Source organism: Stenotrophomonas sp. BIO128-Bstrain (assembly GCF_030128875.1).
GTDB classification, from domain to species: Bacteria; Pseudomonadota; Gammaproteobacteria; order Xanthomonadales; family Xanthomonadaceae; genus Stenotrophomonas; species Stenotrophomonas bentonitica_A.
On the sequence record NZ_CP124620.1, the window covers coordinates 3877684 to 3891383 of the forward strand.

The 13700-nt window shown below is 63.2% G+C and carries 12 protein-coding genes; 1 reads left to right on the top strand and 11 read right to left on the bottom strand.

Features of this window, described 5'->3' with window-relative positions; genetic code table 11:
* Positions 1 to 13: 13 nt before the first annotated feature.
* From POS15_RS17675 to dnaA, 11 genes are all read right to left on the bottom strand, one after another.
* Positions 14 to 427, bottom strand: coding sequence for a biopolymer transporter ExbD (locus POS15_RS17675; protein WP_019184057.1), 414 nt, complete (start codon positions 425 to 427; stop codon positions 14 to 16).
* 3 nt (positions 428 to 430) lie between these two features.
* Positions 431 to 856 (bottom strand): biopolymer transporter ExbD, encoded by a 426-nt coding sequence (locus POS15_RS17680; protein ID WP_019184056.1) that lies wholly within the window; start codon positions 854 to 856, stop codon positions 431 to 433.
* Positions 857 to 913: 57 nt separating this feature from the next.
* On the bottom strand, positions 914 to 1672 hold the full coding sequence (gene exbB, locus POS15_RS17685; protein WP_019184055.1) for a TonB-system energizer ExbB: 759 nt from the start codon (positions 1670 to 1672) through the stop codon (positions 914 to 916).
* Between the two features lie 86 nt (positions 1673 to 1758).
* Entirely contained in the window at positions 1759 to 2316 is a 558-nt protein-coding gene (locus POS15_RS17690) for an energy transducer TonB (RefSeq protein WP_026069914.1), read from the bottom strand.
* A gap of 257 nt (positions 2317 to 2573) precedes the next feature.
* Entirely contained in the window at positions 2574 to 3770 is a 1197-nt protein-coding gene (locus tag POS15_RS17695; RefSeq protein ID WP_019184053.1) for a tetratricopeptide repeat protein, read from the bottom strand.
* A gap of 142 nt (positions 3771 to 3912) precedes the next feature.
* Positions 3913 to 4719, bottom strand: a complete 807-nt coding sequence (locus tag POS15_RS17700) for a M48 family metallopeptidase (protein ID WP_070426279.1) — start codon at positions 4717 to 4719, stop codon at positions 3913 to 3915.
* A gap of 71 nt (positions 4720 to 4790) precedes the next feature.
* On the bottom strand, positions 4791 to 5642 hold the full coding sequence (locus POS15_RS17705; RefSeq protein ID WP_261997921.1) for a CPBP family intramembrane glutamic endopeptidase: 852 nt from the start codon (positions 5640 to 5642) through the stop codon (positions 4791 to 4793).
* Between the two features lie 67 nt (positions 5643 to 5709).
* Positions 5710 to 8169 (bottom strand): DNA topoisomerase (ATP-hydrolyzing) subunit B, encoded by a 2460-nt coding sequence (gene gyrB / locus POS15_RS17710; protein WP_070426277.1) that lies wholly within the window; start codon positions 8167 to 8169, stop codon positions 5710 to 5712.
* A gap of 113 nt (positions 8170 to 8282) precedes the next feature.
* The gene (gene recF, locus POS15_RS17715; RefSeq protein WP_284128595.1) at positions 8283 to 9380 is read right to left on the bottom strand and encodes a DNA replication/repair protein RecF; all 1098 of its coding nucleotides are present in this window, start codon (positions 9378 to 9380) and stop codon (positions 8283 to 8285) included.
* 1214 nt (positions 9381 to 10594) lie between these two features.
* Positions 10595 to 11695, bottom strand: a complete 1101-nt coding sequence (dnaN, locus tag POS15_RS17720) for a DNA polymerase III subunit beta (RefSeq protein WP_019184048.1) — start codon at positions 11693 to 11695, stop codon at positions 10595 to 10597.
* Positions 11696 to 11971: 276 nt separating this feature from the next.
* On the bottom strand, positions 11972 to 13306 hold the full coding sequence (dnaA, locus tag POS15_RS17725) for a chromosomal replication initiator protein DnaA (protein WP_019184047.1): 1335 nt from the start codon (positions 13304 to 13306) through the stop codon (positions 11972 to 11974).
* A 253-nt stretch (positions 13307 to 13559) separates the two neighbouring features.
* Here dnaA and rpmH point away from each other — a divergent pair, with 253 nt between their 5' ends.
* On the top strand, positions 13560 to 13700 hold the full coding sequence (gene rpmH, locus POS15_RS17730; protein WP_006404565.1) for a 50S ribosomal protein L34: 141 nt from the start codon (positions 13560 to 13562) through the stop codon (positions 13698 to 13700).

The following is a 13700-nucleotide window of genomic DNA, read 5'->3' on the forward strand; positions in this document are numbered from 1 at the left end:
TGCGTCTTGCGTATTACTGCTGTACGAAGCCGATCTTCTTCATCTGAGCATTCTTCGCGGCAGCCAACACCTTGGCCATCACGTCGTACTCGGAGTCCGGGCTGGCATCGATGCGCAGTTCCGGCTGGTTGGTCGGATCACGCTGCACTTCCTGCTCCATACGCTGCTGCAGTTCGCTCACAGCGACGGGGCTGTTGTTCCACGACACCTGGTTGCTGGCGTCCACCTTCAGCTCGATCGGCGGCGGCGGTTCGACAGTCACCGGCGGTGGGTTGAGCACGCGCTGCGGCAGGTCAACGGCGATCGGGTACGTCATGATCGGCGCGGTGACGATGAAGATGATCAGCAGCACCAGCATCACGTCCACGAGGGGCGTGACGTTGATGTCGGCCATGGGGCCTTTGTTACCACCAGTACTGAACGCCATGGCTTACTGCCCCTTCTCTTTGGTGGCGACGAAGCCAACGTCGAGCATGCCCTGTTCCTGCGCGATCTTCGTCATCTCATTGATGACGCGCATCTTGGTGGTGCGGTCACCACGCAGGTTGAGGGGCGGCTGCGGGGTCTGCTGGGCGGCGGTCGCCAAGCGCGACTCGAGCGTCTGCTTGTCGATTTCCTCGTCGTTCCAGTAGATCGAGCCGTCTTCCTTGACTGCCAAGGTGATCGGGCTCGAACGCTTCTCAGCGTCTTCCGGATTCTGCACCAGGTTGGCCTCAGGCAGATCCACCTTGACCTTGTGGGACATCAGGGGCGCCGTGATGATGAAGATGATCAGCAGCACCAGCATCACGTCCACGAGGGGCGTAACGTTGATGTCGGCCATGGGGCCGCCGCTGTTACCACTACTGAAAGCCATAACGGGCTCCGTCTAGATCGTGTTGACTACGTTCTCGCTGGGTGACGCGCGTCGCTATTAGCGAACGCGCGAACCGGTGGCGAAGAAGTCGTGCAGGTCGTGAGCGAACGTATCGAACTTGCTGATCGTGGCGCTGTTGATCTTGCTGAAGAAGTTGAAGGCGAACACGGCCGGGATAGCCACGAACAGACCGATGGCGGTCATGATCAGTGCTTCACCCACCGGGCCGGCAACGGCGTCGATCGAGGCGGAACCGGTGGCACCGATCTTGATCAGCGCGCCGTAGATGCCCCACACGGTACCCAGCAGACCCACGAACGGAGCGGTTGCGCCGACGGTGGCCAGCAGGGTCATGCCCGACTGCAGGTTGTTGCTTTCGCGGGTCACGGCCTGACGCAGGGCGCGATCGACGAACTCCGAACGGCTCAGGTTCTCACCCAGGCCACCGGAGGTGCCGCCTTCCGAACGCTGGTGGTGCGCAGCAGCCTGTGCAGCGTCCAGAGCGATCTTGGAGAAGGGCTCCGAAGCCGGCTGTTCTTCCATCGCGCGGATGGCGTCCTGGGCGTTCGGGGTATCCCAGAACAGGCTCACGACCTTGTCGGCAGCAGCCTTCAGACGGGTGGCGCGGAAGATGTTGATGACGGTCCAGTACCAGGACATGGCCGACATAATGATCAGGGTCAGCAGCACGACCCAGGAGACGGCGAAGTCACCCGGCTGGGTGGTCATCTCGTGGATCAGGTGCTCGAAGCCCATCTGCGACAGGGCGTTGGAGTTGCCCCCGGCAGCAGCGGCGATGAAAAGTTCCTGCAGCATGACGCTTACCTTTGTTGTGTGTGGTGATAAAGGGTATTGCTAGAAATAACCGCTAGAGGCGGTGGCCGGCGGGCCACCGGCCACTATCAGTTCAGCGCAAAGTTGACCGGGACGCGAACGCGACCTGCGACCTTCTTCCCGCCCGATTCCGCGGAACGGAAGCTCCACTTGCGAGCTGCTTCCATGGCGGCGCGGTCAAGGTCACGGTTACGGCTGGACTTCTCGACCGACACATTGGTGACGTTGCCATTGGCATCGACGTCAATGATCAGGATGACTTCACCCTGGATACCAGCACGGAACGCGGCCGGCGGGTAACGCGGGGGGTTCATGTTCTTCGACGAGATGTCGACGCTTGCCTCAATGGTGCTCGGCGGCTGCGGCGGCGACGGCGGCGAAGGCGGCGTGACGATGTCGGTCGGACGCGGGTCCGGGATATCGACCACAGGAGCCTGCGGCGGCGGCGGAACCGGGGACGGCTTCGGCGGCGACAGGTTCTTGACCGGCGGCGGCGGAGTGTCATCCGGCGGCGGCGGCGGCGGCGGCGGTGGGGGCGGCGGCGGAGCGTCGACCAGGGTCACCATGATGTTGCGTTCTTTCTCCGCGACGGCCTTGGGAGCCACAGCCGGGATCAGAAGCATCATGAAGGCGGCGAGATGCAGTGCGATTACAAAAGCGATACCCACGATACGCGGCCAGGAGAGGCCGGTGTCATCGCGTTGTTCGTACCTGTGAACGACTAGTTGTTCCGTCATGCGCCAAGAGCTCATTAGTGGGGCCGGGATACCCGGGGACAGGTAGCCCATGATCAGCGGTGCATGACACCGCAGGAACCTCCAAGCTTATACCAATCCTGAGCGCCTGCGCATCACTTGTGCAGGCATTCAGGCGTTATTCCTACTTACTTCAGGTTGATGATTTTCTTCGCATCCGCCTGGTTCTTCACACCCTTCGCCAGCGCTTGCTGGGCGGCCTGCTTGGCCTCCGGAATGCGACCTTCCGAATGCAGCACGCGTGCCAGATTCAGGTAGGTCTCGCCATCCTTGGAAAGCGGGGCAGCCTTCTGCCACGCCTCGATCGCCTTGTCCGCCTGCTGCGGCTCGGAGTAGTAGTACGCCTGGGCCAGTGCCAGGTATACCTGATAATCCGGCTTCAGGATGTTTTTCTGCAGGCCATCATTGATAACGGCAATGACGTCCTTTTCTTTGTTCTCGCTGTTGGCGTAGATCGAGTACAGCTGCTTGTACTCGCGCTCGTCGGTCAGCTGGCCGGCTGCGTACAGCTTGGCCATGACCGCGCCGGCCTTGTCCATCTGGTCGGCCTGCATGTACATGCTGGCCAGGTTCAGCTGGGCCTTCTTGTCGTTCGGGTTCTTGGCAGCCAGCGTTTCAGCCTGCTTGACCGCTTCGCCGGTCTGGCCGGCTTCGGCCATGGCGGCCATCAGCAACTGGTTCCAGTTGTCCTTCGGCTCGGGCGAGCCGGCGATGGCCTGCTGCAGCACCGGGATGGCCTCGGCATAGCGCTCGGCCTGGTACAGCGCCTGGCCCTTGGCGATCAGCTCTTCGGGCTTGTTCGACTTGGTCTCGGCGAAGTACTTGTCCAGGGTCGCCAGGCCTTCGTTGATCTGGTCGTCCTGCAGCTGCAGCTGACCCAGCATCAGCATCGACTGGTAATGGCCGTTGTTGTCCAGGCCGCCGAGCTGCAGCACCTGCTCGAGGTACTTCTTGGCCGAGGCGACGTCGTCCAGCTGGTAGGCCGCCTGCGAGGCGAGCTGCGCGGCGAGCGACTTGTCGTAGGTGTTGGCGGCGGGATTGGCCAGGATTTCGTCGGCCTGCGCGCGCGTCTCCGGGAACTTCTGGTCGTTGTAGCTGTCAATCATTTTCTGCAGCTTCGGGCCGACCTTGGCCGAGGACTTCTGCTCCGGCTCCTGGCGGGTCGCGTTCGGGTAGAGCACTTCGGCCTTGGCCTGCTTCTTCCCACCACGCGCGCCACGCTCCGACGAGCGGGCCTGGGCGAAGGCATCGGTGATCATGGCGCCACTTACAGCGGTCGCGATGAGGACGGAAAGGACGGCTTGCTTGTGGTTGCTGAAAATCATCTTTCACCTCGATCGAACCGCCGCAGCGGCATCAAAACGGACTGTCAGAAAAATCTGAGCCGCCAAACGTATCAGAAACTGATGGCGTGAGAAATCGTTTCCGATGCTGCAATACAGCATCTTTTGGTCGCATACGGGCGCGTCAGCCACACTTCGGACGACGCCCGTCCGCCTGGGCTTGTTGGTATACACCACTCAGGGAGGGCGCGTCTCGCTGCAATTCCCGGATGCGGTTGGCCGGATCGGGGTGGGTGGACAGCCACTGCGGTGACCGGCCGCCGCTGGCAGCCATCATGTTCTGCCACAGATCGACCGCCTGGGCCGGGTTGAAACCGGCCTCGGCCATCAGGCGCTGGCCGACGATATCGGCCTCGCTTTCCTGGGTCCGCGAGCCTGGCAGGAGGAAGGCCGCCTGGGCACCGGCGCCGCCGAGCTGGCTGACGGTACTGGCCGCTCCCTCGCCGTAGGCCGCGCCTGCCAGCGCGCCGAGGACCGACAGCCCGGTCTGCGCACCCATCTGGCGGGTGATGCGTTCTTCGTGGTGGCGGGAGATCACGTGCCCGATCTCGTGGCCGATGACGGCGGCCAGCTGATCCTGGTTCTTGGCGACGGTGAAGATGCCGGTATTGACCCCGACCTTGCCGCCGGGCAAAGCGAACGCGTTGGGTTCCTTGTCGACCATCAGGGCCGTCTCCCACCGTACGCCACGGTACTGTGCGGGAAGCTGAGCGACCAGCGCATTCACCACGCACTGGACGTAGGCGTTCTGCTTCGGGTCGGTGCTCAACGTACCTTTGGACTTGGTCTCGGTAAACGCCTGCGCGCCCAGCTGGTCCAGCTCGGCCTGCGATACCCCGCCCACCATCTGGCGGCGGCCGGTGGGTGAGGTGGTGGTGGCGCACGCGCTCACCAGCATGGCGATGGCAATTCCCAACAGCACTGGTTTCATGTGCGATCCCCCGTGTTCATATGCGCAGTGTGGAACGTGGCGACGTAAATTTTCGTCAAGCCGCGTAGTCGTTATTGGATGCCCAGGAACATGAGGGCGGCCAGGGCAATGCCGTTGTTCAACGCATGCGCGGCGATCGGCGCCCACAAGGTGCCGGTGCGCTGGTAGAGCCAGGCGAAGGCGGCGCCCATGCCGCCATAGACCAGCCACAGCTGGGCGATTTCCCATGGGCCGTTGGCGCTGGTACCGGGAATTTCATGCACCAGGGCGAAGGCCAGGCTGCTCAGCAACATGCCCAGCAGCGGCCGGCCGGCCTGCCACAGGCGACCGAACAGCACCCGGCGGAACAGCAGTTCCTCATAGGCCGGAGCAAGCACCACGGCAAACAGCGCCAGGAACCAGGGGAAGCGCGTCATCGCCTGTTCCATCAGCGCCAGGTTGGTCGGCACCGGCTCGATACCGCCCTGTTTGGCCAGCCACGCGATCAGATTGCTGCCGACGATCACCCCGGTGGCGACCAGTAGTGTCCACCCCCAGGTGGAAGGGCGACGGGCGGCCTGGAACGACAGCGCCCGTTCGGCGGGCGTGGCCCGACGACGGAAGAAATACAGCACCAGTGCCGCGCCACCGGTGGCGACCAGCGCCATCAGGATCTGGGCGAGGGCACCGGGTTGTCCGAGCTGCTGGGCAAGACCGGCGACCGCGGACGCATCCGCACCGTCGCGCGCCGCCTGGTAACCGACGATCGCACCGCGGTAGAGCCCCCAGGCCAAGCCGCTGATCAGACTGAGCGAGAGCAGCACCGCCACGCCGATGCCCAGATCGATGAAGAACCCTGCAAGCGGAGAACCCGGCCTGCGCGGTGATGATGGAACAGCGGGGGGAAGCGGAGGCGTCATGGACGCCGGGGGGGTAACGGACATCGGATTCCTGGCATCGGGGGGCGATGGCCGGCCAGGGTCGCCCCCGGCCGGCCTTGCCCCGATTGTGTCAGATATCCAGGTTGGCGACCTTCAGCGCATTGTCTTCGATGAAGTCGCGGCGCGGTTCGACCACGTCGCCCATCAGCGTGCTGAAAATCTGGTCGGCGGCCACGGCATCCTCGATCCGCACCTGGAGCAGGCGGCGGGTGTCGGGATTGACCGTGGTGTCCCAGAGCTGCTCCGGATTCATTTCACCCAGACCCTTGAATCGCTGGATCTGGCGACCCTTCTTGGCTTCATCCAGCAGCCAGTTGCGCGCCTCGGCGAAGCTGCCGACCTCGGCCGATTTGGCACCGCGGCTGATCTTCGCACCGGCACGGACCAGGCCGTGGAGGAGCAGGGAGGACTGGTGCAGGGCACGCAGTTCGCCGGTCTCGAATGCGGCCAGCGGCAGCACCTGGATCAGCTGTTCGCCCATGTGGCGACGCGTGACCAGCACGGCTGCCGGACGTTCGTCGGTGGGTTCCTGCAGTTCCAGCGTATAGCGCGGCGAACCGAGGCTGCCCTGGTTGAGGCGGGTGGCCAGCGCGGCCAGGCCCTCGTCTGCGCCGGCCTTGCGCAGGTGTTCCAGATCCATCGGCGTGAAATCGATCAGCGCTTCCAGCACCTGGCGGTCATAACGATGGCTGTTGCGCGCGATGGTTTCCTGCGCCGAGGCGTAGGAAAGCAGCAGCTTCTCCAGCGCCACGCCTTCGATGCCGGGTTCGCTCTCGGCCGGGATCAACGAGGCGTTTTCCACCGCGCTGCTGGCCAGGTACGCATCCAGCGCCGGGTCATCCTTCAGGTACAGCTCCTGCTTGCCCTGCTTGATCTTGTACAGCGGCGGCAGGCCGATGTAGATGTGGCCACGCTCGATCAGCTCCGGCATCTGACGGTAGAAGAAGGTCAACAGCAGCGTACGGATGTGCGCGCCGTCGACGTCGGCGTCGGTCATGATGATGATGCGGTGGTAGCGCAGCTTGTCCGGGTTGTACTCGTCCCGGCCGATGCCGGTGCCCAGCGCGGTGATCAGCGTACCGACCTGGTCCGAGGCGAGCATGCGGTCGAAGCGGGCGCGTTCCACGTTGAGGATCTTGCCGCGCAGCGGCAGCACGGCCTGGTTCTTGCGGTTGCGGCCCTGCTTGGCCGAGCCACCTGCCGAGTCACCCTCGACGATGAACAGTTCGGACAGCGCCGGATCTTTTTCCTGGCAGTCGGCCAGCTTGCCCGGCAGGCCGGCGATATCCAGCGCGCCCTTGCGGCGGGTCAGATCGCGCGCCTTGCGGGCCGCTTCACGTGCACGCGCCGCGTCCACGATCTTGCCGGCGATCGCCTTGGCTTCGTTGGGGTTTTCCTGCAGGAATTCTTCCAGGCGCGCACCGAAGGCACTTTCCACCGCCGGGCGCACGTCCGAGCTGACCAGCTTTTCCTTGGTCTGGCTGGAGAAGCTCGGGTCCGGCACCTTCACCGACAGCACCGCGATCATGCCTTCGCGCATGTCATCGCCGGTCAGGTTGATCTTGGCCTGCTTGGCGATGCCGTTCTGCTCGATGTAATTGTTGAGCACACGGGTCAGCGCACCGCGGAAACCGGCGAGGTGGGTACCGCCATCCTTCTGCGGGATGTTGTTGGTGAAGCAGTACATCGTTTCCTGGTAGGAATCGGTCCACTGCAGCGCCACGTCCACGACGATCCCGTTGGACTCACCGGTGACGGAGATCACGTTCGGGTGCAGCGGCGTCTTCAACTGCGCCAGATGCTCCACGAAGCTGCGGATGCCGCCTTCGTAATGGAAGTCGTCGCGCCGGCCGTCGCCGCGCTCGTCCACCAGCACGATCTTGACGCCGGAATTGAGGAAGGACAGCTCACGCAGGCGGCGGGCCAGGATGTCGTAGTGGAACTCGACGTTGTCGTGGAACGCCTTCACCGACGGCCAGAAGCGCAGGGTGGTACCGCGCTTGGTGCTGGCTTCAACCTGCTTGAGCGAGTTGACCGCAGCACCGTCAGCGAATTCCTGCTGGTAGTGGAAGCCGCCCTGGTAGATATCCAGCAGCAACTTCTGCGAGAGCGCATTGACCACGCTGACGCCCACGCCGTGGAGGCCGCCAGACACCTTGTAGCTGTTGTCATCGAACTTGCCACCGGCGTGCAGGACCGTCATCACGACTTCGGCGGCGGAGACTTCGCGATCGAGCTTCTTGCTCATCTGCTCGTGCTTGCCGGTCGGGATGCCGCGCCCGTTGTCCGACACCGAGACCGAACCGTCTGCGTGGATCATCACCGACACATGGTCGGCGTGGCCGGCCAAGGCTTCGTCGATGGAGTTGTCGACGACCTCGAACACCATGTGGTGCAGACCGGTGCCGTCATGGACGTCGCCGATGTACATACCAGGACGCTTGCGGACAGCCTCGAGGCCTTCCAGGGCGGTGATGCTGTTGGCGTCGTAGTTGCCGCTATTTGCGGGGATGTTCTGTTCTTCAGTCATTGCGCTTGCCGTAGGCTCCGCAGGTCGGTCCGCCGCGGTGAGGCGGGGCGCCGAGTAATAAGGGGTTGCAACAGCAATTATACCAGCCGGGCACCGTGGCCCCTGGGGGACCACTATGGCACAAGCTGGACTTGTCCATGTTCCACGTGGAACCGCGTGATATCTGTCGCGTCGATCAGTGCCGCCGGAACTTCAGTGGCGGTGATGAAGATCTGCGCCGGGCCGGCCTTCAAGCGCTCCAGCACCCGTGCCTGGTGGTGTCGATCCAACTCCGAAGACAGGTCGTCCAATGCGATGACCGGCCATTCGCCGCGCTGCTCGGCGTAGTCTTCGGCCTGTGCCAGCAGGCAGGTGAGGGCCGTCAGTTTCGCCTGCCCCCGCGAGAGTGCATCCCGGCCGGGAATGGTCTCGAATCCGACGCTCCAGTCGGCCCGGTGTGGACCGACCGAGGTATAGCCGGCCATCCGGTCACGTTCCCGGGCCAGAAGCAGGGCATCGGAGAGTGAAACCTCCTGCTTGCGCCACCCTGGGCTCAAGCTCAGCGACTGGATGCCCAGATTGGGGGCCAGGACGGCGGCCAGTTCCACGGTGCGTTCCTGCAACCGCTCCAGATAGTGCTGCCGGCGGGTGGTCAGCGGTTCGCCGGCTTCGGCGAGCTCTCGATCCCAGGCATCCAGGGCGTGCGGATGCCCGCCCTGCTTGAGCAGGGCGTTGCGCTGCTTGAGGGCTCGCGAGTACCGCCGCCACAGCCCCATGAAGTCTGGTTCCACGTGGAACAAACCCCAATCGAGGAACCGCCGACGGGGCTCACCGCCGCCACTGACCAGCGCGTGGCTACCTGGTTCGAAGGTCACCACCGCCAGCGCCGCGCAGAGGGTGCCGAGCTGGGCGACATCCTCACCGTCCAGTCGGCCTTTCCATTCCTGCCCACTGTGGCGGAGCCCGGCCTTCCGCCGCGTCGGGGTTTCGGCGCCTTCGCGCTGCTCATCCCATTCGACAAAGACATCCAGCGCCTCCCGGCCCTGGCGCACCAGCCCATCCCGCACCCGGCCACGGAAACTGCGCCCGTACGCCATGACATGCAGCGCCTCCAGGACACTGGTCTTTCCGGCGCCATTGTCGCCGGTGATCAGATTGATGCCCGGTTTCGGCGCGAGTTCGACGGTATCGAAGCGGCGAACCTGGTGCAGGGAGAGACGGCGGATATGCATGCGGAAGATCGACGCCGCGCCGGGCGGCAGAGGGGTAGCGGGGAATCGATCAGCTTACTGCATTGCCCTGGTTCCACGTGGTGCAAGCAGCCCTGGAAGTGCGCCGCCGTACAGTCCCCGGCGTTTCACCCAGCCCCGGGAGGAAGTGCCGGGCCCCGGCGGACGATGGCGAACCCCACTGCCCGATGTGGAGCAGGGCAGTGCAAGGCGGACGAGGCGGCGTAGGGGACTCACTCAGGCGTGCCGTACCACGTGGAACATGCCCGTCGACCTCCACCCGGAGGCTCGAGAACGCGCTCAATTTCTTCAATTCTGAGGCTCGTCCAGGCCCATGGTGCTGCAGATTTCAAGAAATCCGGGGCGTTTTCCAGGGCGCCCAGCAGCCCGATCAGTACGTCCGAGCGGGATTGTTTGAATTCTGCGCGCGTCGCCGAAGCGCACCCCGTCAGAAATGAAGGACGCTCGCGCAGACCCAAACGAGACTGTCCACATCCCCCATGTATGAGTTATGCACAACCTAAGGGCAATCTGTGGATAAAAAGAGGCCTTGGAACAGGCTTTAAAGATACCCACAGGATCACCCCCAGGCTCAGGCCCTGTTTTACCGGGGGTTTCGAGGCCCTAATTCTCTTTGTAACCAACCATTTAACCTACTTTTCAACCAAATCTGGCCCTACCACCACCACCTAGCTTTAGATTTATATACAGTTTTTAAAAGCATAGAGCTGTGATTCAGCGGCAGAAAGCCGACTCGTCGCGGCGCTCCAGATCTGGAGAGAACTCTGTCCTGGTTCGCAGTGGCGGCTTAACAGGATTCGCGCGATTGGCGGCGGGCAGGCGCTACCGAGCCACTTTTGCACCTGCGTTCGATAACGATCACCCCATCGCAAGATCGCTACTGGTTTGTGAGCGCAGCGAGGATGCGAATCGCGTGTGCCGGTGGCGACCTTGGTTCACGTGGCCGGTAACCATGGAGATCGGCCTTCACCCCCTACCCATGAAGCAGGCCTGCGTGTGCGGATACCCGGTCAGACAAGCAGGCAGGCAGGCGGGCAGACGGGCAGACGGGCAGACGGGCAGACGAAGCAAGCATCTCCGAGGTTCAACGCTACGACGATGCTCCACGTGGAACATCGTTTCTTTCGCCCAAAAAGAAACCCGGCAGTGCCGGGCTTCTCAAACAACTCGGTTCCACGTGGAACCAGCGCGCCAGGTCAGAGACGCAGCGGCATCACCACATGACGCGACTTCTCGCTGCTGGCCTCGCGGACCAGGGCAGAGGAGTTCGAATCACGCAGCTGGATCACGACGTGCTCGTCGCGCAGTGCCGATAGGGCATCCAGCAGGTAGTTCACGTTGAAGCCGATGGCAAGGTCGCTGACCGTGGTATCGGCCTCGATCTCTTCCTGGGCTTCTTCCTGCTCCGGGTTGTGCGCGCTGATTTTCAGGTTGCCCGGCGAGACTTCCACGCGGATACCGCGGTACTTCTCGTTGGACAGAATCGCAGCACGCTGCAGCGAGGCACGCAGGGCTTCGCGATCGACCTTCACTTCGCGATCGGCACCGATCGGGATGACAGCCTCGTAATCCGGGAAGCGACCGTCGATCAGCTTGGAGGTGAAGGTCACATCGTCGCGCTTGACGCGCACGTGGCTGCGGCCGACTTCCAGCTCGATCTCGCGATCACCGCTTTCCAGCAGGCGCTGCAGCTCGGTCACGCCCTTGCGCGGCACGATGATCTGGCGCTTGGCACCGCTGGCCTTTTCCAGCTCGGTTTCGCACAGCGCCAGGCGGTGACCATCGGTCGCCACGGTACGCAGGGCATCGCCACGCAGGTCGAACAACAGGCCGTTGAGGTAGTAGCGCACGTCCTGCTGGGCCATCGCGAACGCGGTGCGTTCGATCAGCTCCTTCAGGGTCGCTTCGCCGATGGCCACGCGCTCGGTGGCTTCGACTTCGTCGACAGACGGGAAGTCGTTGGCCGGCAACGTTGCCAGGGTGAAGCGGCTGCGCCCGGCCTGCACGGTGATCTTGTCACCGGTCTGCGAGACGGTGATCCGGCTGCCGTCGGGCAGGGCACGGATGATCTCGAACAGCTTGCGGGCGGGGATGGTGGTCTCGCCGTCCTGGGCATCTTCCACCGCGATCCGCGACACCATTTCCACTTCCAGGTCCGTGCCGGTCAGCGACAGCTGTCCGTTCTGGACCTGAACCAGGAAATTAGCCAGAACCGGCAGGGTCTGGCGGCGTTCGACCACGTTGACGACTTGTGCCAACGGCTTGAGAAAGGCTTCGCGCTGCAGTGTGAAACGCATGTGGTTCCGTGCCCCTATGCTTTAAAAAAATGTGGAATAAATCAAAAGCTTGGTGGTGCTGGTAGGGCCAGAATCGCGGGAAAACACGACTAAGCCTTTGTAAACAAAAGGGTTTTTGACCTCGAAACCCTCTGCATTACTAGCCCCCAAGGGGTGGGGAAAGGTGTGGATAACTTTACCGCCGAATCGAGCGGCTTTTTTATCCACAACCTATACCTCGCTTACTACCGGATTCTGCACCGTTTTATGCGATGACGCCTTAGCGGCGTACATGCATCATTCGCTCAACTTCCGGATCAGCTTGTCCCAGTCTTCCCGCAACTTGCCGTCGGCTTCCATCAACGTCCGGATCTGCCGGCAGGCATGCAGCACCGTGGTGTGGTCCCGGCCGGCAAAGGCGTCGCCGATTTCCGGCAGGCTGTGCTCGGTCAGTTCCTTGGTCAGGGCCATGGCGACCTGACGGGGACGGGCCAGCGAGCGGGTCCGACGCTTGGACAGCAGATCCTTGATCTGCAGCCCGTAGTAGTCGGCCACGGTTTTCTGGATGTTGGGAATGCTGATCGCCTGCTGCTGGGCGCGAAGCAGGTCGCGCAGGGTTTCCTGGGCGAAATCAGTGGTGATCGCACGGCCGGTGAAATTGGCGCGTGCGGCCAGGGTATTCAACGCACCTTCGAGGTCGCGGACATTGGAGCGCATCTTCTTGGCAATCAGAAACGCCACATCGTCGGGGATATCGGTGCCACGCTCGCGGGCCTTGGCCAGCACGATCGCTGCGCGCGTCTCGAAGTCCGGCGGCTCGATCGCCACCGACAGGCCCCAGGCCAGCCGCGACTTCAGCCGTGCTTCCAGGCCCTCGACTTCGCGCGGGTACCGGTCACAGGTCAGGATGATCTGCTGCTTGCCGTCGAACAGGGCGTTGAACGTATGGAAGAACTCTTCCTGGGTACGGTCCTTGCCGGCGAAGAACTGGATGTCATCGATCAGCAGCGCGTCCACCTGCTGGAACTGGCGCTTGAACTGGTCCATGGTTTTTTCCTGCAGCGCACGGATCATCGCGCTGAAGAACTGTTCCGAACGCAGGTACAGCACCTTGGCTGCCGGGTTGGCCTGACGCATCGCATTGCCGGCCGCGAACATCAGGTGGGTCTTGCCCAGGCCGGTTCCGCCGTACAGCAGCAACGGGTTGTGGGCCCGGTCGCCCGGCTTCTGGGCCGCCTGGAACGCCGCGGCCAGGCCCAGCTGGTTGCTGCGGCCCTCCACGAAGTTGGCGAAGGTGTAGTGCGAATCCATGTTGCCGGCGAACGGCACCAGGGGCTCGGCCGGTGCCGCCGGTGAGGACAGGCCCGGAATCGGCGCGATCTGCGCCTCCACCGGGCGCGGACGCGAGCCGATTTCAAGAAAAACGTCGCCGAAACCGGCGAAGTGCGCCAGCAGTTCCTTGATGCGCGGCAGATACAGCTCGCGCACCTGGTCGACGATGAAGGCGTTCGGCGCATAAAGCACCAGGCTGTCCGCGCGCAGATCTGCCTGCAGCGGCTTCAACCAGGTGTGAACATCCTCGGGCGGAAACTCCGCTTCGAGGCGTTCGAGGGAACGAGACCAGGCATCCATCGGCAATAATCGTCTGGGGCCAGCGGATAGGCGAACAAAAGCGCCGCACCGCAGGCCGGAAGGGGGGAAGAATGGATGGCGCAGACTACCACCGACGAGGGGGGCCGGGAATGGTTGTCCCAAAGTTATTCACAAAACGATCCACAGCTATTGCACAGCCCGGTGAATTCCCGTAGTGACAGACACTTGACGGGACCTCGATGAGGTCTATAGAATTTCCGGTTCTTTCCGTCCCCTTCATATAGAGGCCCGCATGGCCACCAAGCGCACTTTCCAACCCAGCAACCTCAAGCGTAAGCGCGACCATGGCTTCCGTGCCCGTATGAAGACCGCTGACGGCCGCAAGATCCTGTCGCGTCGCCGCGCCAAGGGCCGTAAAGTCCTGAGCGCTTGA